The following is a 22524-nucleotide window of genomic DNA, read 5'->3' as shown; positions in this document are numbered from 1 at the left end:
CTTTTAAGATCCGCCTGTAGGAGGGCGGTTTTTGGGTAAAAATCAGATAGTAATAGTATTGAAAAAATAATGGGTTTTTAAACATTTTTTACCGCGAATTTTATTTTTAGTAGACAATTTGGTGTGATTGTAATTCAATAGTTTGGGTAGTATAAATTTAAATGCGGAAGCGCCTGTTCAGCGACGTACGCTAGGCGCTGTGAGATGGATAGTGTTGAATGACTTGATTTACGGGGGATTGTCCGTTTGAAAGGCGCATTTCGGTCAATTGGGAGTGGCTGTGAAGAAAAAATGGAAGGATGATTACATATGGCTGGACTTTGGTTTACGGAAAAGCAAACCGAGAACTTTGGGATCACCATGAAAGTGAATAAAACCTTACATACAGAGCAAACCGATTTTCAAATGCTGGAAATGGTGGAAACGGCGGAATGGGGCAACATGCTACTGCTTGACGGCATGGTCATGACCTCTGTGAAGGATGAATTTGTCTATCATGAAATGGTTGCACATGTGCCGCTGTTTACCCATCCAAATCCGGAGAATGTGCTCGTCGTTGGCGGCGGTGATGGCGGTGTGATCCGCGAGGTGTTAAAGCATCCGAGCGTGAAAAAGGCGACACTTGTCGATATCGATGGAAAAGTCATTGAGTATTCGAAGAAGTTTCTGCCCGAGATTGCCGGCTGGCTGGATGACCCGCGGGTGGATGTCCAGGTAGACGACGGCTTCATGCATATCGCCCAAAGCAACAATGAGTATGACGTCATTATGGTGGACTCGACCGAGCCGGTTGGTCCCGCGGTCAATCTGTTCACAAAGGGGTTCTATGCAGGGATTTCCAAGGCATTGAAGGAGGACGGCATTTTTGTTGCTCAATCAGACAATCCATGGTTCAAGGGAGAATTAATCCGCCATGTGCAGCGCGATGTTCGTGAAATCTTCCCAATTACCCGCCTGTATGTAGCCAACATTCCAACTTATCCAAGCGGCTTATGGGCCTTTACCATCGGTTCGAAAAAATATGACCCGATGGAGGTATCAGATGACCGCTTCCACGAAATTGAAACAAAATACTACACAAAAGAGCTCCACAAAGCAGCATTTGTCCTGCCGAAATTTGTCGGAGATTTGGTAAAATAAACTCTAGCCGCCTTCTGGAAGGGGAAATGCGGCTTTAGAGTTCAAGTAGAGGCGTTCTAGGTGATGTCTGAAAAGGAAAAATCAGTTTAGACACTAAGTAGAAGGCGTCTAGGTGATGTCTGAAAGGGAAAATCCGGTTTAGATATTAAGTAGAGACAGTCTAAGTGATGTCTGAAAGGGAAAATCCGGTTTAGACACTAAGTAGTCCGTCTAATTGATGTCTGAAAGGGAAAATCCGGTTTAGACACTAAGTAGAGTCCGTCTAATTGATGTCTGAAAGGGAAAATTCGGTTTAGACACTAAGTAGAGTCCGTCTAAGTGATGTCTAAAAAGGAAAATCCGATTTAGACACTAAGTAGAAGGCGTCTAGGTGATGTCTGAAAGGGAAAATCCGATTTAGCCATTAAGTAGAGACCGTCTAATTGATGTCTAAAAGGGGAAAATCAGTTTAGACAACAAGTAGAAGGTGTCTAAGTGATGTCTAAAAAGGAAAATCCGATTTAGCCACTAAGTAGAAGGCGTCTAAGTGATGTCTGAAAGGAAAAATCCGATTTAGACATTAAGTAGAGACCGTCTAAGTGATGTCTAAAAAGGAAAATCCGGTTTAGATACTAAGTAGAGTGGATGAACAAAACTAACTGTAAAAAATTGTGTCCACACCATGTGGAATCGTGTCCATGAATGGTGCTGACACCAAACCAAAATTAAATACACCAATGTGACACCAACGAACTGATAGAAAGAGAGGAATGCCGAGATGCGTTTTGATGAGGCGTATTCAGGGAATGTGTTTATTAAGAGTCATCCGAATTATGAGGAGAGCCAGGTTGTGCTTTATGGGATGCCGATGGATTGGACGGTGAGTTATCGTCCGGGTTCGCGGTTTGGTCCCGCGCGGATTCGCGAGGTGTCGATTGGTCTTGAGGAGTACAGCCCGTACCTCGACCGCGAGCTTGACGAGGTGAAATATTTTGATGCCGGGGATATTCCGCTGCCGTTTGGCAATCCGCATAAGAGCCTTGATTTAATCGAGGAGTTCGTTAAACAAGTACTGGATGCGGACAAGTTCCCGTTTGGCATGGGCGGGGAACACCTTGTTTCCTGGCCGGTTATGCGCGCGGTTTATAAAAAGTATCCTGACCTTGCGATTATCCATATGGATGCTCATACTGATCTTCGTGAAAATTATGAAGGGGAAGAGCTGTCGCATTCCACACCGATTCGCAAAATTGCCGAATTGATTGGGCCATCCAATGTGTACTCTTTCGGAATCCGTTCCGGAATGAAGGAAGAATTTGAATGGGCAAAGCAAAACGGCATGCATATTTCCAAATTTGAAGTGCTTGAGCCGTTAAAAGAAATTTTACCGAAGCTTGCCGGCCGTCCAGTTTATGTCACAATCGACATCGATGTGCTCGACCCGGCCCATGCGCCTGGTACCGGAACTGTGGATGCAGGAGGAATTACGTCGAAAGAGCTTCTTGCCTCGATTCATGAAATTGCCCGCTCTGAAGTAAACGTAGTCGGCGCCGACCTCGTGGAAGTCGCTCCGATTTATGATGTTTCCGAGCAAACCGCCAATACCGCAAGCAAACTGATTCGCGAAATGCTGCTTGGCTGGGTAAAATAAACTTTAGGTGTCCGCCTGCATAGGGCGGGCATCTTTGTTTTATATAGGGACTGCTTCAGGCTATACTTAAATTAGCGAAATTTCCCGGTCTATTAGCGGATTTTCAGCTTTTATTAGCGAAACATTTTAAAAGGAAGTGCGATTTTTGGCGACAAAAGAAATACCAGTAAAAGTGACGGTAAAAACGACAATAGATGAAACAGACCCGATGGAGCTGATCGTTTTCGGCCGCTACTTCCAGAAAGAAAATGCATCCTATTTGCAATATGAGGAAGTATTAGAGGAGGTAGGCACGGTTCGCACTATCGTAAAGGTATCAGAAGGGGAAATGTTGATTTTACGCAGCGGGGCAATCAAAATGAGACTCCCGTTTCAGCTGCAGCAAAAATTAACCGGAAGTTACGAAATGCCGTTTGGAGTCTTTGAGACGGCGACTTTGGCACGGAAAATGGAGTTTGTCCCAAGCCAAGAACAAGAACATGGACATGCCGCCGGTCAAATTGAAATAGTCTATGATTTCGAGATGCAGGGTTCACACGCAGGTACCTATCATTTACAAATTCATTTCCAGCCTGACCACATGTAATGAATAATATCCAAAAAAATGCAAATAGTAGTAATGTACTTTTTTGCAAGGAGTGGACCGAAATGAATGTGGGTAGAGCCAAAGAAATTCTCGAATCGGTGGAGATGATCAACGTCACCTATGACGGGACGCCGGTGATCATCCAGCATGTCGACGAAACGACGAAAATGGCGCGGATTTATTCCCGAAAGGACCCGGATAATGAACGCGATGTCCCTGTCCTCAACTTAATAGAAGACTAACAAAGAGTCTCCGGAACACATTCGGGGACTCTTTTGTTGATTAACGATTATATCTGCGGGCTTGACTAATTTATCTGCGACTTCGCACGATATATCTGCGAGTTAACTAATTTATCTGCGACTTCAGCAAAAATATCTGCGACCTTTCCAAAATGGATAAAGCAACTGTCCGTCTGGGGTGGAATTGTGTCTTTTTGTGGTGCCTGACACCAAAAATGACACCACAAATTTTTATAAAAAGTAAGACACTGTCCGTGCTAGGATTTCCTTTAGTGATCGGAATAGGTTTGGTTTTTCCAAGGTCTCGAGTGTCAGCGGTTCGGAGTCGCGGATGTCTTTTGCTAGAACGTCCTTTAGGCGGTTGATAAAATCAGCATCGTAGATATAGCAGTTGATTTCTTTGTTTAGATAAAGGCTGCGTTTGTCGAAGTTGGCGGTGCCGATGTCGCAGACCTTGTCATCGATGACAATGATTTTTGCATGATAGAAACCATTTTTATATTGGTAAACCACAGCGCCCTCTCGCAGCAGCCGGCGGAAATAACGGAACGATGCCTCTTGGACGAGTATATGATCCGCAGTAAAAGGAACCACGATCGTAAGCTCGACGCCCCGGCGCAATGCCTCGAGCAGCTCATCCAAAATCCGTCGGCTGGGAATAAAATAAGGAGTACCAATCATGATTTTTTCCTCTGCCTGCTGGATTAACCGAATAAACAGCTCCTCCAGCTGATTGCCCTCGGTCGGGATCAGCCTATGGCGAATCCCGGCATCAAAATCCCGCTGCGGGGAAAAAGTCAGCTCCGCGGAAGCCTCCATATCAGCCGCCCCCCTGACAAACACCGGTAATCGCTCCTTTTGAAAGTTTTTCAAGCCAGCGCTTGTTGCCCGATGCCAGTCGAACAAAAACTCTTCCTGCAAGAAATGAGCGCTCTCGCCGGTGATTTTTAAGTGATAATCGCGCCACGGATTAAGTGGGGGAGATCCCTCATCAATATATTCCATGCCAATATTAAACCCGCCGAGGAAGCCGATTTTTTCATCTACCACAGAAATTTTTCGATGGTTTCGGACGTTGGCGGAATAAAACGGAAAAGGAAGCTCGACACGGTCACTGAAAGCAACCTTGACGCCCGCTCGCCGTAAATCTGCAACAGCTGCCTTTTTTACTGTTAAACTGCCGAGCCGGTCAACCAGGAGCCGCACCTCGACTCCTTCCTGTGCCTTTGCTTTTAAAATTGAAAAAAATTCCTCGCCAAACGGATCATCTTTAACGATATAAAACAATACATAAATCCGCTTTTTCGCCTGCCGGAGCACATCAAAATAATTACGGAACAATTCCTTGCCATGCGTGAAAATCTCAAACCGGCCGGACAGCACCGGTGTTCCACGGTCACGGACAAACGTAAGATGCCTCTTTCGGCCTAACCTAAAATCTAGAACAAGCCATATAATGAAAAGTAGTAAACTGATGCCCAACACATACATTGGAATTCCTCCAATCAGTGAAATTAGTTTTTCCAGGGCAGTAAGATTCTATTACAACACTGTGTCTGCTCTATAGGGTGTACAATCTATAGAATTGGTGGAATATTTTAAAAATAGGTTGACTGAGCGATGGTTCACTTTATAATAGGGAGTAAGATCTTTTCAGAAAATTATATACTTTAATCCTTTAAAAAATTGGTTGACTGAATGCTCATTCATTATATAATAGGGATAAGACTATTTCAGAAAATTGATTATTTTCAACAACTTGAGATAACAACAGGGGAGAATCAAAAGAAGGGGGCGTTTTATATGAATGGTCTGTTATGGGTTAACCTTATTGCGTTTCTCGCTGTAACCGCTTACGGTATCAGTCTGTTCGTTTATGTTGTCAAAACACGGATTGAGTACATCAAGCTCGGTAAAAAGACGGAGTTTGACAACAATATCAAGGAGCGGCTGAACAAAATCTGGGTCATGGTTTTCGGCCAAAAGAAGCTGCTAAAGGATAAAAAGAGCGGCATGATTCATGTCATGTTCTTTTACGGCTTCATTCTCGTGCAATTTGGCGCGATTGATTTTATCTGGAAAGGGATCAAACCTGGGTCGCACCTGCCGCTTGGTCCGCTGTATCCACCCTTTACCTTTTTCCAAGAAATTGTCACGTTAATGATTTTAGTAGCGGTTGTATGGGCTTTCTACCGCCGTTACATTGAAAAACTGGTCCGCCTAAAGCGCGGTTTTAAAGCAGGCCTTGTGTTAATTTTTATCGGCGGCTTAATGCTTTCTGTCCTGCTCGGAAACGGCATGGGCATCATCTGGCATGGGGAAGAACCGTCATGGTCGGAGCCGGTTGCATCCATTATCTCGATGGTTTTTTCAGGCATTGGTGAAACCGCCTCCATCGTCGTCTTCTATATTGCCTGGTGGGCTCATCTGCTGTTCCTGCTGTCCTTCTTAGTATATGTACCGCAGGGCAAGCACGCGCATTTAATCGCCGGCCCGGCCAATGTTTACTTAAACCGTCTGGAGAAGCCTGGCAAGTTAACGAAAATTGATTTTGAAGATGAAACTCAGGAATCCTTCGGGGTTGGAAAAATTGAAGACTTCACCCAGCTGCAAATGGTTGATTTTTACGCCTGCGTGGAGTGCGGCCGCTGTACGAATATGTGTCCGGCAACCGGAACCGGCAAAATGCTGTCGCCAATGGATTTGATTCTGAAAATGCGCGACCATTTGACAAACTATGGTGCAGCCGTGACATCAAAAAAGCCGTGGGTGCCGACATTTGCGTTTAACAATACACAAGGAAATCAGCTGGCGATTGCAGCAAGCGGCCAAGGAGCGCAGGAATCTGCCGCTGCATTGTACAGCCCAAGCCTGATTGGCGACGTTATTACTGAAGAGGAAATTTGGGCATGTACGACGTGCCGTAACTGTGAAGACCAATGTCCGGTTATGAACGAGCACGTGGAAAAAATTATTGACCTTCGCCGTTATCTTGTGTTAACCGAAGGAAAAATGAATCCGGATGCCCAGCGCGCAATGACCAACATCGAACGACAAGGCAATCCATGGGGCTTGAACCGGAAAGAGCGCGAGGACTGGCGCGAGCTTCGCAAGGATGTCGAGGTGAAAACGGTAAAAGAAATGAACAAGGCGGGCGAAGAGTTCGAATACCTCTTCTGGGTGGGGGCCATGGGCTCTTACGACAACCGCAGTCAGAAGATCGCGCTGTCGTTTGCGAAGCTGTTAAACGAAGCCGGCGTGAAATTTGCCATCCTTGGAAACAAAGAAAAGAACTCCGGAGACACACCGCGCCGCTTAGGCAACGAGTTCTTGTTCCAGGAATTAGCAACGAAGAATATCGAGGAATTTGAAAAAGCGGGCGTCAAGAAAATCATCACAACCGACCCGCATGCTTATAATATTTTCAAAAATGAATACCCTGATTTCGGCTTGGAGGGTGTCGAGGTTTACCACCATACGGAAATTTTGTTTGAATTGGTCCGTAACGGCAAGCTTGTGCCGAAGCATGCCGTGAACGAAACAATTACGTTCCACGACTCCTGCTACCTAGGACGTTACAACGATGTATACGATCCGCCGCGTGAAATCTTGAAGGCCATTCCTGGCGTGAAGCTTGTGGAAATGGAACGCAGCCGCGACAAGGCGATGTGTTGCGGTGCCGGCGGCGGTCTGATGTGGATGGAGGAAGACACCGGCCAGCGCATCAACGTAGCACGGACCGAGCAGGCGCTGGAAACTCAGTCGTCGATGATCAGCTCCGCCTGCCCATACTGCTTAACAATGCTTTCTGATGGAACGAAGGCGAAGGAAGTAGAAGAAAAGATCAGCACTTACGATGTCGCAGAAATTCTCGAAAAATCCGTTTGCGGCGAGCCGGCGGCAGTTAGCGCGTAACTTGCTGTGAGTGTTGGTGAAGCTGGGGTGTTATGGGAGGATGAGCCTCTTCAATTGTCGTAAAGGGAGCCGCAACTGTCGGATAGGCAGTTTCAATTGCCGAATAACACACTCCAATTGTCGGGGTTCGAATCAATTGTCGTAAAGGGAGCTGCAACTGTCGGATAGGTAGGTCCAATTGTCGTATAGCACATTCCAATTGTCGCTGTGCCTTCCAGCTTCATGAATAGTAGAGGTTGAAAAACAAAATTTTAGGAATTTTGTGTAAAACAATTCAACTTCTACTATTTTTTATGTAAAATAGAATTATGGATAAAACGCTTTCATTTCCATTTGTGCACGTGGGCTGTTGTTATGTAGTCTGCGCTCGTTTTTGCTTTTCTATCGAGCGAGCGTTCAGTCGTTCGGTGGCGATAGCTTTTTATAAAAATATAAGACTGAATTTTGGCAAAAGGGGGAGTGTTTTGAATGGGGAAAACGGTTATTTTAAGCGGTGTCCGCACACCATTTGGCAAGTTTGGCGGAGGCTTGAGCAGTCTATCCGCCGCAAAGCTTGGCGGCATTGCAATCAAAGAAGCGCTGAAGCGGGCCGATGTAGCGGCTGAGGATGTAGGTGAAGTTATTTTTGGAACGGTTCTGCAAGGCGGACAAGGGCAAATCCCATCCCGTCAGGCAGCACGAAACGCCGGACTGCCTTGGGAAGTGAAAACAGAAACGATCAATAAAGTGTGTGCGTCAGGCCTGCGCAGCGTGACACTGGCTGATCAAATCATCCGGCTGGGAGACGAAGAGGTCATTGTCGCTGGCGGCATGGAATCGATGAGTAATGCTCCTTATATTTTACCGAAAGCACGCTGGGGACTGCGGATGGGCGATGCCGCTGTTCAGGATTTGATGATTCATGACGGTTTGAGCTGCAGTTTCACCGGCGTCCACATGGGTACTTACGGTAACTCCACCGCGGAAGACATGGGACTCAGCCGTGAAGCTCAGGATGAGTGGGCGTTTAGAAGCCATCAGCGGGCGATCGCTGCCATTGAAAGCGGGAAATTTTCCGAGGAAATAATTCCGGTGGAGGTACCGCAGCGAAAAGGTGCACCACTAGTTGTCGAGCACGATGAAGCACCAAGGAAGGACACTTCTTTAGAAAAATTGGCAAAGCTCGGGCCGGCTTTTAATGGTGAAGGAACAATCACTGCAGGGAACGCTCCGGGAGTCAACGACGGTGCCGGTGCACTCGTGCTGATGAGTGAAGAACGCGCAGTGCGTGAGGGCCGTAAAGTGGAAGCTGTGATCATTGGTCAGGCGGCTATTGCGGTTGAGGGGAAAGACTTCCCAAAAACACCGGGATTGGTTATTAATGAAATTTTACGCAAAACTGGCAAAAGCCTTGGGGAAATTGATCTGTTTGAAATTAATGAGGCGTTCGCTGCGGTGGCGCTGGCGAGCGGACAAATTGCCGGGCTGGATCCGGAAAAGGTCAATGTTAATGGCGGTGCGGTTGCCCTCGGCCATCCAATCGGGGCCAGCGGGGCGCGCATTATCATCACATTGATACAAGAATTGAAGCGCCGCGGCGGCGGAATAGGGGTAGCAGCTATTTGCTCAGGCGGCGGCCAGGGCGATGCGATTATGATTGAAGTGCCTAAAGAGTAGCAGGGTGTACCAGTTTTTGGCTATTTAGCCAAAACGCTCGAAAAAATAGCCAAAAGCTATTAAAAAATACCCAAAACATCTAAATAAGTAGCCAAAACCCGTTAAAAAATTGCCAAAACCTAAAACAAATAAAGAAACCGGAGGGAAAAACATGAAGGTTGAAAAAGTCATGGTTGTTGGAGCAGGTCAAATGGGCTCAGGGATTGCCCAGGTTTGTGCACAGGCAGGATACAAGGTGCTGCTGAATGATTTGAAACCAGAATTTGTGGAGCGCGGGCTCGGGGTGATTAACAAAAATCTTTCCCGCAATGTCGACAAAGGCCGTCTCACCGAAGATCAAAAACAGGAAATTTTAAATAACTTAACAGCTTCAACCGACTTAAACGATGCCGGCACGGTTGACCTTATCATCGAAGCAGCAGTTGAAAATATGGAAATTAAGACGAAAATTTTTGCCCAGTTAGATGAAATCGCACCGGGACACGCGATTTTAGCCAGCAATACGTCATCATTGCCGATCACCGAAATTGCGGCGGCGACTAAGCGTCCGGAAAAAGTAATCGGGATGCATTTCATGAATCCGGTGCCGGTCATGAAGCTGGTGGAAATTATCCGCGGCTTGGCAACAGCTGATGAAGTGTATCAGGTGATTGAAGATATGACGAAGACTTTGAGCAAGGTACCGGTAGAGGTGAATGACTTCCCAGGATTTGTGGCCAACCGCGTGTTAATGCCGATGATCAATGAGGCGGTTTACACATTGTATGAGGGAGTGGCGACGAAGGAAGCGATTGACGAGGTGATGAAGCTCGGGATGAATCATCCGATGGGACCGTTGACCTTGGCTGATTTTATCGGACTTGATACTTGCCTGTACATCATGGAAACGCTCCACGAGGGCTTCGGCGACGATAAATACCGCCCGTGCCCGCTGCTTCGTAAATATGTAAAAGCAGGCTGGCTCGGCAAGAAGAGCGGCCGCGGATTCTACGTGTACGAATAAAGCTGATTTATCTGCGGATTAGCAGTGATATCGTCGGATCAGGTCACAATATCGGCGATTCAGAGCTAGATATCGGCATATCGCCGGGCAATATGCGGGGATCAGCACCAGATATGCGCGCGTATCGGCAAGCGATATCCAAGGACCAGCACCATATATACGCGTATCGCTAAGTAATATCCGCGAATCAGCACCATATCGGCGTATCGCCAGGCAATATGCGAGGATCATCACCACATTTCCGCGTATCGCCAGGCAATATGTGAGAATCATCATCAGATATCGGCGTATCACTATGCAATATCCAGCGGTTCAGCACCATACATCCGCGAATCAATAATAACTATCCTCGGAGAAGGGGAGAACGAACATGAATCTGACATTTACAGAAGAACAAGAGATGATGCGAAAAATGGTGCGTGACTTTGCTTCGGCAGAGATTGCACCATTCATTGAAAATATGGAAAACGGAGAATTTCCTCGCGAGATTCTTCGTAAAATGGGCGAGCTTGGGCTGATGGGGATTCCGATTCCGGAAGATTACGGCGGGGCCGCGATGGATTTTACCTCGTACATCATCGCGATTCATGAGCTTTCCAAGGTGAGCGCGACGATGGGGGTCATTCTTTCGGTGCACACTTCGGTCGGTACGAACCCGATTGTCTATTTTGGAACTGAAGAGCAGAAGCAAAAGTATGTGCCGAAGCTTGCCTCGGGGGAGTACTTGGGTGCTTTTTGCCTGACGGAGCCGAGTGCGGGGTCGGATGCCGCGAGTTTAAAAACGCGGGCTGTCCGCGATGGCAATGATTATATTTTAAACGGTTCTAAGGTGTTCATCACTAACGGCGGAGAGGCGGACGTGTATATCGTTTTTGCTACCACTGATTCGAGATTAGGTACGAAGGGAATCGCCGCGTTTATTGTTGAGAAAAATACCCCCGGCCTCGTGATTGGCAAGGATGAAAAGAAAATGGGCTTGCACGGCTCAAGAACAGTGCAGCTTACGTTTGATAACATGCGTGTTCCGGCTGCTAATCTTCTTGGTAAAGAGGGAGAAGGCTTTAAAATTGCAATGGCCAATCTAGACGCGGGGCGGATCGGGATTGCTGCCCAGGCGCTTGGCATTGCTGAAGCGGCATTGGAGGCAGCGTCTGACTACGCCAAAGAGCGGCACCAATTTGGCAAGCCAATCGCAGCACAGCAGGGCATCGCTTTCAAGCTTGCCGACATGGCGACGAGTGTGGAGGCTGCAAAACTACTAGTCTATCGTGCCGCAAATCTTCGCACAAGCGGCTTGAAGTGCGGGATGGAAGCCTCAATGGCGAAGCTGTTCGCGACCAGAACAGCGGTAGAAGTCGCAACGGAGGCAATCCAAGTCTTCGGCGGCTACGGCTACACCGAGGATTACCCGGTCGAGCGCTACTTCCGCGATGCCAAAGTAACAGAAATTTACGAAGGCACCAGCGAGATTCAGCGGATTGTGATCAGCAAGTATTTGTAAATTGTAGATATGTTCGAAAAAAGTGTAGATATATTCAAAATTTGTGTAGATAACGCCACAAATAGTGTAGATATCCGATTCAAAAGTGTAGATATCGTCACAAACAGTGTAGATATCCCAAATCCGGAATAAGTTTTTTTGAAAAATTATAGGGAGGTCCACCTAAAATGAACTTTAAATTAACCGAAGAACATGAAATGATTCGTAAAATGGTGCGTGATTTTGCCAGAAATGAGGTTGCTCCGACAGCAGCAGAGCGCGATGAGGAAGAGCGTTTTGACCAGGAGATTTTTAACAAAATGGCGGAGCTTGGTTTAACGGGGATTCCGTGGCCGGAGGAGTATGGCGGCATTGGCAGCGACTATCTGGCTTACTGCATCGCCGTGGAGGAGCTGTCCCGCGTTGACGCATCAGTCGGTGTTACCCTTTCTGCCCACACATCACTTGCTGGCTGGCCCATCTATAAATTCGGCAATGAAGAGCAGAAGCAAAAATATCTTCGTCCGATGGCAGAGGGCAGCAAGATTGGCGCGTATGGCTTAACGGAGCCAGGGAGCGGTTCTGATGCCGGCGGAATGCGCACGACAGCGAAACTTGATGGCGACCACTATGTTCTGAACGGTTCAAAAATTTTCATCACTAACGGCGGGATCGCTGATATTTATGTCGTGTTTGCTTTAACCGATCCTTCCAGCAAGCAAAGAGGGACAACGGCATTCATTATTGAAAAAGACTTCCCAGGCTTCTCTGTCGGTAAAAAAGAAAAGAAGCTCGGCATTCGTTCGTCGCCGACAACTGAAATTATTTTTGAAGATTGCAAGGTTCCGGCAGCCAATCGTCTCGGCGAAGAAGGGGAAGGCTTTAAAATTGCGATGATGACACTGGACGGCGGCCGTAATGGAATCGCCGCGCAGGCAGTCGGGATTGCCCAAGGGGCGCTGGATGCGGCAGTTGATTATGCGAAAGAACGCCACCAGTTTGGCAAGCCAATCGCCGCTAATCAAGGGATCAGCTTCAAGCTTGCGGACATGGCCACAGCGATTGAAGCTTCAAGACTATTAACCTATCAAGCGGCATGGCTGGAGTCAAACGGGCTGCCATACGGTAAAGAATCGGCAATGTCGAAATTATTTGCCGGCGACACGGCGATGAAGGTAACAACAGAAGCGGTGCAAGTCTTTGGCGGCTACGGCTATACAAAGGATTATCCGGTGGAACGCTTCATGCGCGATGCGAAAATTACGCAAATTTACGAAGGCACCCAGGAAATTCAGCGCCTTGTCATTTCCCGGATGTTAACGAAGTAAACCAATATCACCGGATCACAAAAGGTTCCGAGACAATAATGCGGGGGCAGGAAAAGTTCCGAATACATTGCTTTATTACAATTGTTCGGGTTTCTTTTAACCAAAGACACGGCGGAAAATTCAAAAAACACTTGACAAACTGCCCGGGTGCTTACCATTTTTAATAATAGAAAGGCGGTATTAGTGCTCGCCTAATTTGAACAAAGGCGGTTAGAGAAATGAATAAACGTGAGGTACTGGCTTCGGTCAAGGATGAACGTCTGGTTCAAAAAAGACGCGACCAAATGATCAAAGGGGCCGTACAGCTTTTTAAAGAGAAGGGGTTTCACCGGACGACAACAAGGGAGATTGCGAAGGCGGCGGGCTTCAGCATCGGGACGTTGTATGAGTATATCCGCACCAAAGAGGATGTTCTCTATCTTGTTTGTGACAGCATTTACGACCATGTCAGCGAACGGCTGCAGCAAGACCTTGAGCTGAAACAGGGCACATTGGAAAGCCTGAAGCTCGGCGTGGCGAATTTTTTCCAAGTCATGGATGAAATGCAGGCAGAGGTCCTCGTCATGTATCAGGAAGTGAAATCACTAACGAAGGATGCCCTGCCATATGTGTTAAAGAAGGAAATGGAAATGGTCGGCATGTTTGAAACCTTGCTGCGTAAATGTGTAGAGAACGGGGAATTGGTTTTAACGGAAAAACAAATCCAAATGCTCGCTCACAATATTTTTGTGCAGGGGCAAATGTGGGGCTTCCGCCGCTGGGCATTACGGAAATTATATACGCTTGACGAATATATTGAACTACAAACGGAACTTTTACTGGCAGGCTTAAGCCAGTATCAACCACAAAAAGGGGGAGCAGGATGAGTAAGAAATATCAGCCTAAACACCATATCCGCTTTGTAACGGCATCGAGTCTTTTCGACGGGCATGACGCCTCGATCAATATTATGCGGCGCATTCTTCAAGCGAGCGGGGCGGAGGTTATTCACCTCGGCCATAACCGCTCGGTTGAGGAGGTCGTGGGCGCCGCGATTCAAGAGGATGTTCAGGGAATTGCAATTTCCTCTTATCAAGGCGGGCACGTGGAATATTTTAAATATATGTATGATCTGTTGAAGGAAAAAGGGGCGCCGCATATCCGCATATACGGCGGCGGCGGCGGGGTCATCATCCCGAAAGAAATCAAAGAACTGCATGACTACGGCATCGCGCGGATTTTTTCACCGGATGACGGCCGCGAATTAGGGCTGCAGGGCATGATTGACCAAATGATTGTGGATTGCGATTTTTCAACCGTCAGCGGCGATGTGGCCGAGCATATTGAAAAGCTGCCGGCAGGCGACGTTAATGCGATTGCCAAGCTGATTACCTTAGCCGAGCTTCATGTTGATCAAAAAAGCGAAGCGGCGGCAGCGGCCGAGCAGGTGCTGGAAAAAGTTAAGCAGCTCGAGAAGGAGATTCCGGTGGTCGGAATTACCGGTACGGGCGGCGCCGGAAAAAGCTCGCTGACTGACGAGTTGATCCGCCGTTTTATTAACGAGTTCCCGGATAAAAAGGTAGCGATTCTTTCCGTTGACCCGACAAAGCAAAAGACCGGCGGGGCGCTTCTCGGCGACCGAATTCGGATGAATGCAATTTTTTCACCGAATGTTTATATGCGCAGCCTGGCGACACGGGCCGCACGGAGCGAGTTGTCGCTGGCGATTAAGGACGCGGTGGCGGTAACGAAGGCGGCCGGATTTGACCTTGTGATTGTCGAAACGAGCGGCATCGGTCAAGGGGATGCTGGGATTACAGAGGTTTGCGATGTGTCGATGTATGTGATGACGAGCGAGTTCGGAGCGCCGTCACAGCTGGAAAAAATCGATATGATTGACTTTGCTGACCTGATTGTGATCAATAAATTTGAGCGCAAGGGCTCTGAAGATGCGAAGCGCCAGGTGCAAAAGCAGTACCAGCGCAGCCATATGCTGTTTGAAAAGGACCTATCGGAAATGCCGGTTTATGGCACGATTGCCAGTCAATTCAATGACCCGGGTACAAACGCCTTGTTTGCCGCTTTAGTTGAGAAAATCAATGACAAAGCAGCAACAGGTTGGGTGACAACATATAGTAAAAGCGCTGTTGTGGAAAAGCAAAATGTCATTATACCAACGGATCGACGATATTATTTGCGAGAGATTTCCGATACTGTCCGCGGCTACCATAAGAAAGCGGAGGAGCAGGCGAACCTTGCTCGAAAGCTGTTCCAGCTGGAAGGAGCAATGGAAGCCGTGAAAGACCAGCCGGAAGTTGTGGCTGCGTTGGAAGTGGTGAAGGCTGAAACCGAATCCAAGCTGACACCTGAATCGAAAAAGATTCTCGACGGCTGGGCTCAGACAAAGGCGGCCTACAGCGGCGACAAATTTGTCACGAGAATCCGTGATAAAGAGATTATCACTGTGTTAACAACGAAAAGTCTGTCTGGCCTTGATATTCCCAAAGTGGTGTTACCAAAATATAAAGATTACGGCGAAATTCTGCGCTGGGTATACCGCGAAAACGTGCCGGGCTCGTTCCCATTCACCGCAGGGGTTTTCCCATTCAAGCGCGAGGGCGAGGACCCGAAACGCCAGTTTGCTGGCGAAGGGACACCAGAAAGGACCAACCGACGCTTCCATTATTTATCGAAGGATGACCCGGCAAAGCGCTTAAGTACGGCGTTTGATTCGGTGACATTGTATGGTGAGGATCCGGATTACCGCCCGGATATTTACGGCAAAGTAGGCGAGAGCGGTGTCAGCATTTGTACGTTGGACGATATGAAAAAGCTGTATGACGGCTTTGACTTATGCCATCCTTCCACATCGGTTTCGATGACAATCAACGGACCGGCGCCGATTATTTTGGCGATGTTCATGAATACGGCGATTGACCAGCAGGTGAAACGGAAGGAAGCCGAGCTTGGCCGTATGTTAACGGTGGAAGAATTTGCTGAAGTGAAGGCGTATACGCTAAAAACTGTCCGCGGCACCGTGCAGGCTGATATTTTAAAAGAAGACCAAGGCCAGAACACGTGCATTTTTTCAACGGAATTTGCGCTAAGGATGATGGGCGATATCCAGCAGTATTTCATTGATCATCAGGTACGTAACTATTATTCGGTGTCGATTTCCGGCTACCATATTGCTGAAGCGGGGGCGAACCCGATTTCGCAGCTTGCCTTCACGCTGGCAAACGGCTTCACGTATGTGGAGTACTATTTAAGCCGTGGCATGAACATTGATGATTTTGCACCGAACCTGTCGTTCTTTTTCTCAAATGGCTTGGATCCGGAGTATACCGTCATCGGCCGCGTGGCCCGGCGCATTTGGGCTACCGTTATGCGTGATAAGTATGGTGCTAACGAGCGGAGCCAGAAGCTGAAGTATCATGTGCAGACATCAGGACGCTCGCTGCACGCCCAGGAAATTGATTTTAACGATATCAGGACGACCTTGCAGGCCTTGATGGCACTTCATGATAACTGTAACTCGCTGCATACGAATGCTTATGACGAGGCAATTACGACGCCGACCGAGGAATCAGTCCGCCGGGCGATGGCGATTCAGATGATTATTACGAAAGAGCACGGATTAACGAAAAACGAAAATCCGCTGCAGGGCTCGTTTATTGTTGAAGAGCTGACCGACCTTGTGGAAGAGGCAGTACTGCAGGAGTTTGACCGCTTAAATGACCGCGGCGGTGTTCTTGGGGCGATGGAAACGCAGTACCAGCGTGGGAAAATCCAAGATGAGTCAATGTATTATGAAATGAAAAAGCATACCGGTGAGCTGCCAATTATTGGAGTTAACACGTATTTGAATCCGAATCCGCCTTCTGCGGAAGAAGTCGATAATATGGAGCTGGCACGGGCAACGAAGGAAGAGAAGGAACTGCAAATTCATAATTTGCGCGCCTTCCAGGAAGAGCATGCTGACAAAACGGTGGCTGCCTTAAAGCGTCTGAAGGAATCTGCAGTCAGCGGCGGCAATATTTTTGCCGAGCTGATGGAAACTGTCAAGGTCGCAAGCCTCGGCCAAATTTCAAGAGCGCTTTACGAGGTCGGCGGACAATACCGACGCAATATGTAAATCGTGAAAAGCGAAGCGCCTCTAGCGCAAACCAACAATGACTTAAATAAAAATACAATGGCGATTTTATGCCATTGTATTTTTATGTTAAAATCACATATAAGTAAAACAAACATCTTGAGAGTATGGGCAGGTGTTCCCCTTATGAAGTTGAGTTATATGATCATTATTTTACTTATATTTGCCTGGCCATTATATTATTTGTATGAACTGCAGCTAGGGGCCATCTCCTTTTTGCTCTTGGCTATCTTCTTTCTTATCGTCTCGATCAAGGAATATAAAAAGTTTCGTGAACAAAAGGAACGGGACGGCGAGTAATTTTTTCAGGAAACCTCTGTTGGAACTAGCATAAACAGGGGGAATTTGTTTATAATGGAGAATATGCATTTGGATCAACCATAACTATTGCCGTGTTTAATAGAGAAAGGAAGTGCCTTACCTTGAGTCTAGCACAATACTCAAAAGAGGAGTTACTAGAGTTATCCCTCATTGAAATGGCGTTTGAATATTTAAAAAACAGCAAGCAGCCAATTTCGTTTCAGGATTTAGTTAAAGAAATTTCTGCAGCTGCCGATATTTCCCAAGAAGAAATGCGGTCTCGTCTGGCACAATTTTATACAGACATCAATATTGACGGCCGGTTTCTTTCATTAGGCGAGAACCGCTGGGGGCTTCGTGTCTGGTATCCTGTTGATACCCAGGAGGAGGAAGTCGTTACTGTCGTGAAGCCGAAGAAGAAAAAGGCGAAGAAGGTTGTCGATGAGGATGATCTTGACGTATACGATGAACTCGATGAGGATTTCGATGATGTTGATGATTTCGAAGAGGATGATCTTCTCGATGACGAGGAAGAATTCGAAGATATTGATGAAGTCGATGAATTCGATGATGAGGACGAAGTATTAGAGGATGACGAAGAATTCGACATCGACGAAGAGGAAGAGCTTGATGAAGAGCTTGAACTCGAAGAGGAAGAACTTGATGAAGAGGAAGAAGAGGAAGACCTGTAATATCAGGTTGGACTTTTTTAGGCTTGACTTTTATTTCGCCACCTTGTAATATCTTGTTTGGGCTCCTTAAAAAGGACAATTCGTATTTACAAATATGCGCTCCCTTACGATATGTGAAGTGGAGCGCTTTTTTATTGAAAAAAACTCCCTCGTAATGGGGTTTTTTCATTTTCAAGCTCCAGCGCCTGGCAAGGGTGCTTGTGCTTTTTTCATTTTGAGAATAATTTTTCAAAAAAGCCCTTTAACATTCTAAATAATGCACAAACTGTAACCTAAGGGGGAATTTTTTATGACAAAGTATATTTTTGTAACAGGCGGAGTGGTGTCCTCGCTTGGAAAAGGGATTACCGCTGCATCTTTAGGAAGACTATTGAAAAACCGCGGCTTGAACGTAACGATTCAAAAATTTGACCCGTACATTAACGTCGACCCAGGAACCATGAGCCCGTACCAGCACGGTGAAGTGTTCGTGACGGATGACGGCGCTGAAACTGATTTGGATTTAGGACACTATGAGCGCTTTATCGACATTAATTTAAACAAATATAGCAACGTTACAACTGGGAAAATCTATTCTACAGTACTTCGTAAAGAGCGCCGCGGCGATTATTTAGGCGGAACTGTTCAGGTAATCCCGCATATTACCAACGAAATTAAAGACCGTGTTTTCCGTGCAGGCAAAGAAACAAATGCCGATGTAGTCATTACGGAAATCGGCGGAACCGTGGGCGATATCGAGTCACTGCCGTTCTTAGAGGCAATCCGTCAAATCAAGAGCGATATTGGCCGTGACAATGTGATGTACATTCACTGTACGCTTGTTCCTTATATCAAAGCTGCCGGTGAAATGAAGACGAAGCCGACTCAGCATAGTGTAAAAGAACTGCGCAGCCTTGGCATTCAGCCAAATATTATTGTGGTTCGTACCGAGATGCCAATTTCCCAGGATATGAAGGATAAAATTGCTTTGTTCTGTGATATCGATAATAAAGCGGTAATCGAATGTCAGGATGCCGATACGCTTTATTCTATCCCGCTTGCATTGCAGGAACAGCATATGGACCAGATCGTTTGCGATCATTTGAAATTAGTGACCCAAGATCCGGATATGACGGAGTGGAAGAAATTGGTCGACAAGGTGTTAAACTTGTCAGGCAAAACGCGTATCGGTCTTGTCGGAAAGTATGTTGAGCTTCAGGATGCCTATATTTCTGTTGTAGAGGCACTAAAGCATGCCGGTTATGCATTTGATACCGATGTGGAAGTAAAATGGATTAACGCTGATTGTGTGACTCGTGAAAATGTGGCTGAACTGCTGGATGATGTTGATGGCGTCCTAGTTCCAGGCGGATTCGGTGACCGTGGTGTGGAAGGGAAAATTGAAGCAACTCGCTATGCTCGTGAAAATAAGAAGCCGTTCCTTGGCATCTGCTTAGGCATGCAGCTGGCAACGATTGAGTATGCCCGCAACGTGCTTGGCTATGCTGATGCTCATTCATCTGAATTTGTGCCGGATACAAAGCACCCAATGATCGATTTGCTGCCTGAGCAAAAGGATGTAGAGGATTTAGGCGGAACATTGCGCTTAGGTCTTTACCCTTGCCGCTTAGCAGAGGGCACGAAGGCGTTTGCCGCTTACAGTGAAAAAGTGGTTTACGAGCGCCACCGCCATCGTTATGAATTTAATAATCATTACCGTCAAGAAATGGAAGAAGCAGGCTTTGTGTTCTCAGGGACAAGCCCAGACGGCCGTTTAGTGGAAATTATTGAGCTGAAGGATCACCCATGGTTCGTGGCATCCCAGTTCCATCCGGAATTCGTCTCAAGACCACAGCGTCCACAGCCGCTTTTCCGTGAATTTGTTAAAGCGACAATTGAAAAATAAATATTGGTGGATTTTGATTTTGGCCGGTTCTCTTTTGGGGAGCTGGCTTTTTGTTGTGTTTGGTTTCCAGGAAATGTCTATTTAGCCAAATGGGGTAGAAAAATAGCCAAAAAGCTCAGGAAAATGACCAAAACCAATAAAAAAATGGCCAAAATCCCCAAATAAATAGCCAAAACAAAAACGACCCCACATATTTAAGGTCGTTTCTACACTTATGATCAAATCTCGTACTCCGCCAAAATTTCATCTATGGTGAATTTTAGGCCATAATACGCAAACAAGCCGGCCATCGAGGATGGGTAGCCGATTCGCCCGCCAAAGTCATCAGGAATCAGGCCTTTTTTCAGCCCTAATTCAATATGGACGTCGGCCATTTCCGATAGGCCGCCCTCAGACATTATTGTCGATACCGCGACAAAAGGGATATTTTTTTCCTGAAGCATCTGGGCTGCCTGCAAAGCGTCTTCGTCCGTAGAGCTTCTAGCAAACAGCACCACCCGGTCGGCGTCGGTAAGCTCCGAAACGGCGGTCAAATCCAGCACTTTTGCTGATTGAAGCGGCTCTGCTCCTTCTAATGCTTCAAATTCAACAGCTTTCATTTCGCCGACACCAAAGAGATAAATCGAACCGTCGCCGGCAGCAGCCTGGGCAAGCAGACGCGCCCCGTCCTCAAAGGAAAATTCCTCATTGTCGGCAATTTTTTTAAATAAACCAGTAAGCTGGGTAGTAAACATTTTTAACATCATAATCCTCCTTACATTGCGAGTTCATTATAACCTTTTTAGGAAAAGGAGCGTCACAAAAACGTATTTAGTAAAATAAGTCTAAGATAAACAAAAGAAATTTACCACCTTAAGCTGTGGAGGTTGCAGCTCTGCTGACACCGCTTTCAGTAAATTTCCACAATATAACACATATTAGAAGGATTTTTTGCGGCTGGGGTAGAATTATAACAAAGGATAAAAGGGGATTTATAAATTAGTAAATTGGGAAGAGGTGGAAGAATGAAAGAGAAAATTTTAATCGTGGACGATCAATTTGGTATTCGGATATTGCTGAATGAGGTGTTTCAAAAAGAAGGATATAAGACGTTTCAGGCGGCAAACGGGGTGCAGGCACTTGATATTGTAACCAAGCACGCACCGGATTTGGTCCTCTTAGACATGAAAATACCAGGTATGGACGGGATTGAAATTTTGAAACGAATGAAGGTCATTGACCCAGACATTCGCGTTATCATTATGACCGCTTATGGTGAGCTGGATATGATACAGGAAGCGAAGGACCTCGGTGCCATCACCCATTTTGCCAAGCCATTTGACATCGATGATATCCGGGCAGCAGTGAGGAAGCATATCCCCCAAAAAGCGAATTAGGCTAGATTTACCAATGGGTCCGCTTACATTTTGATAGTTTAAAAAACGCGCTTGAATTAATGGTATTTCTAGATTCTATTTGATATGATTACATATGAATTTTAAATTGTGGATGGTCTTTTCACATACATATTTGCCGAAATAGAGGGAAACTATTTATGATGAATGACTTCTATCGAGGGAAAAGCCATCGACTTAATTTAAGGAGGAATCGATATGCCTTTAGTTTCAATGACAGACATGCTGAATAAAGCAAAAGCGGAACATTACGCTGTTGGCCAGTTTAATATTAACAACCTGGAATATACTCAGGCGATTCTGCAAGCGGCAGAGACCGAGAAATCACCTGTTATTCTTGGGGTATCTGAAGGTGCGGCACGTTATATCGGCGGCTTCAAAACAGTTGTTAAAATGGTTGAAGGACTAATGGAAGACTATAAAATTACCGTACCGGTAGCGATCCACCTTGACCACGGCTCAAGCTTTGAAAAATGTAAAGAAGCGGTTGATGCCGGCTTCACATCTGTTATGATTGATGCTTCTCATCATTCATTTGATGAGAACGTAGAAATCACTTCTAAAGTAGTAGAATACGCTCATTCCAAAGGTGTATCTGTAGAAGCTGAACTAGGAACAGTTGGCGGCCAAGAGGACGATGTGGTTGCGGACGGCGTAATTTATGCAGATCCAAAAGAGTGTGAAGAATTGGTTAAACGCACTGGTATTGACTGCCTTGCGCCAGCACTCGGTTCTGTTCACGGCCCTTACAAAGGCGAACCAAATCTTGGTTTCAAAGAGATGGAAGAAATTGGCAACACAACTGGTCTGCCATTAGTTCTTCACGGCGGCACTGGAATTCCAACAAAGGATATCCAAAGATCGATTTCTCTTGGTACAGCGAAAATCAATGTTAACACTGAAAACCAAATTGCGTCCACTAAAACGGTCCGCGAAGTATTAGCTGCAGACCCAAAGGTATACGATCCACGTAAATACTTAGGACCAGCTCGCGAAACGATTAAAGAAACAGTTATCGGCAAAATGCGCGAATTCGGTTCATCCCAAAAAGCGTAATTTTGACTGATTTGGTGTCAGGCACCGGCTGTCCGCTTGAGCTGGACACATGATAATAAGTGAACCGCCCACAATCAAAGGGCGG

General features: G+C 46.5%; 18 protein-coding genes. 16 read left to right on the top strand and 2 right to left on the bottom strand.

What is annotated here, in order from left to right; all coding sequences use genetic code 11:
- The first annotated feature begins 309 nt into the window (after positions 1-309).
- The 4 genes from speE (at position 310) to A6749_RS11485 (ending at position 3598) form a co-directional block, all read left to right on the top strand.
- Positions 310-1140, top strand: coding sequence for a spermidine synthase (gene speE / locus A6749_RS11500; RefSeq protein WP_066389600.1), 831 nt, complete (start codon positions 310-312; stop codon positions 1138-1140).
- Positions 1141-1897: 757 nt separating this feature from the next.
- Complete coding sequence (speB, locus tag A6749_RS11495; protein WP_066389599.1) at positions 1898-2770, top strand: agmatinase; 873 nt, start codon at positions 1898-1900, stop codon at positions 2768-2770.
- 136 nt (positions 2771-2906) lie between these two features.
- Positions 2907-3356 carry a YwiB family protein gene (locus A6749_RS11490; RefSeq protein WP_169809859.1) on the top strand — a complete coding sequence of 150 codons (450 nt, stop codon included), beginning with the start codon at positions 2907-2909 and terminating at the stop codon, positions 3354-3356.
- A gap of 62 nt (positions 3357-3418) precedes the next feature.
- A complete protein-coding gene (locus A6749_RS11485; RefSeq protein ID WP_066389592.1) occupies positions 3419-3598 on the top strand; it encodes an H-type small acid-soluble spore protein in 180 nt (59 codons plus the stop codon).
- A 231-nt stretch (positions 3599-3829) separates the two neighbouring features.
- On the opposite strand, the gene cls is transcribed toward A6749_RS11485, so the two are convergent.
- Positions 3830-5089, bottom strand: a complete 1260-nt coding sequence (cls, locus tag A6749_RS11480; RefSeq protein ID WP_066389590.1) for a cardiolipin synthase — start codon at positions 5087-5089, stop codon at positions 3830-3832.
- A 312-nt stretch (positions 5090-5401) separates the two neighbouring features.
- Between cls and A6749_RS11475 the strand changes: the two genes are divergently transcribed.
- The 10 genes from A6749_RS11475 (at position 5402) to A6749_RS11435 (ending at position 19989) form a co-directional block, all read left to right on the top strand.
- Positions 5402-7513 (top strand): (Fe-S)-binding protein, encoded by a 2112-nt coding sequence (locus A6749_RS11475; RefSeq protein WP_066389587.1) that lies wholly within the window; start codon positions 5402-5404, stop codon positions 7511-7513.
- A 468-nt stretch (positions 7514-7981) separates the two neighbouring features.
- Positions 7982-9169: an acetyl-CoA C-acetyltransferase gene (locus tag A6749_RS11470; protein WP_066389586.1), complete on the top strand. Its 1188-nt coding sequence runs from the start codon at positions 7982-7984 to the stop codon at positions 9167-9169.
- Between the two features lie 151 nt (positions 9170-9320).
- Positions 9321-10172, top strand: coding sequence for a 3-hydroxybutyryl-CoA dehydrogenase (locus A6749_RS11465; protein ID WP_066389585.1), 852 nt, complete (start codon positions 9321-9323; stop codon positions 10170-10172).
- A gap of 370 nt (positions 10173-10542) precedes the next feature.
- Positions 10543-11673 carry an acyl-CoA dehydrogenase gene (locus A6749_RS11460; protein WP_066389584.1) on the top strand — a complete coding sequence of 377 codons (1131 nt, stop codon included), beginning with the start codon at positions 10543-10545 and terminating at the stop codon, positions 11671-11673.
- Between the two features lie 167 nt (positions 11674-11840).
- Positions 11841-12980: an acyl-CoA dehydrogenase gene (locus A6749_RS11455; protein WP_066389581.1), complete on the top strand. Its 1140-nt coding sequence runs from the start codon at positions 11841-11843 to the stop codon at positions 12978-12980.
- Positions 12981-13198: 218 nt separating this feature from the next.
- On the top strand, positions 13199-13846 hold the full coding sequence (locus A6749_RS11450; RefSeq protein ID WP_066389580.1) for a TetR/AcrR family transcriptional regulator: 648 nt from the start codon (positions 13199-13201) through the stop codon (positions 13844-13846).
- Entirely contained in the window at positions 13843-17094 is a 3252-nt protein-coding gene (icmF, locus tag A6749_RS11445) for a fused isobutyryl-CoA mutase/GTPase IcmF (RefSeq protein ID WP_066389574.1), read from the top strand. Before A6749_RS11450 ends, icmF begins: the two co-directional genes overlap by 4 nt.
- A 144-nt stretch (positions 17095-17238) precedes the next feature.
- Positions 17239-17412, top strand: a complete 174-nt coding sequence (locus tag A6749_RS28400; protein WP_161487141.1) for a hypothetical protein — start codon at positions 17239-17241, stop codon at positions 17410-17412.
- A 122-nt stretch (positions 17413-17534) separates the two neighbouring features.
- A complete protein-coding gene (gene rpoE / locus A6749_RS11440) occupies positions 17535-18104 on the top strand; it encodes a DNA-directed RNA polymerase subunit delta (protein ID WP_066389568.1) in 570 nt (189 codons plus the stop codon).
- Between the two features lie 289 nt (positions 18105-18393).
- Positions 18394-19989 carry a CTP synthase gene (locus A6749_RS11435; RefSeq protein WP_066389566.1) on the top strand — a complete coding sequence of 532 codons (1596 nt, stop codon included), beginning with the start codon at positions 18394-18396 and terminating at the stop codon, positions 19987-19989.
- Between the two features lie 218 nt (positions 19990-20207).
- On the opposite strand, the gene A6749_RS11430 is transcribed toward A6749_RS11435, so the two are convergent.
- On the bottom strand, positions 20208-20732 hold the full coding sequence (locus A6749_RS11430; RefSeq protein ID WP_066389564.1) for a DUF2529 domain-containing protein: 525 nt from the start codon (positions 20730-20732) through the stop codon (positions 20208-20210).
- A 261-nt stretch (positions 20733-20993) separates the two neighbouring features.
- Here A6749_RS11430 and A6749_RS11425 point away from each other — a divergent pair, with 261 nt between their 5' ends.
- Together A6749_RS11425 and A6749_RS11420 are read left to right on the top strand one after the other, a co-directional pair.
- On the top strand, positions 20994-21365 hold the full coding sequence (locus tag A6749_RS11425; RefSeq protein ID WP_066389559.1) for a response regulator: 372 nt from the start codon (positions 20994-20996) through the stop codon (positions 21363-21365).
- Between the two features lie 216 nt (positions 21366-21581).
- A complete protein-coding gene (locus A6749_RS11420) occupies positions 21582-22439 on the top strand; it encodes a class II fructose-bisphosphate aldolase (protein ID WP_066389558.1) in 858 nt (285 codons plus the stop codon).
- Positions 22440-22524 lie beyond the last annotated feature (85 nt).

Source organism: Neobacillus mesonae (genome assembly GCF_001636315.1).
In the GTDB taxonomy this organism is placed as follows: Bacteria; Bacillota; Bacilli; order Bacillales; family Cytobacillaceae; genus Neobacillus; species Neobacillus mesonae.
Note: the sequence above shows the minus strand (reverse complement) of the source record. Positions and strands in the feature narration are given on the sequence as shown.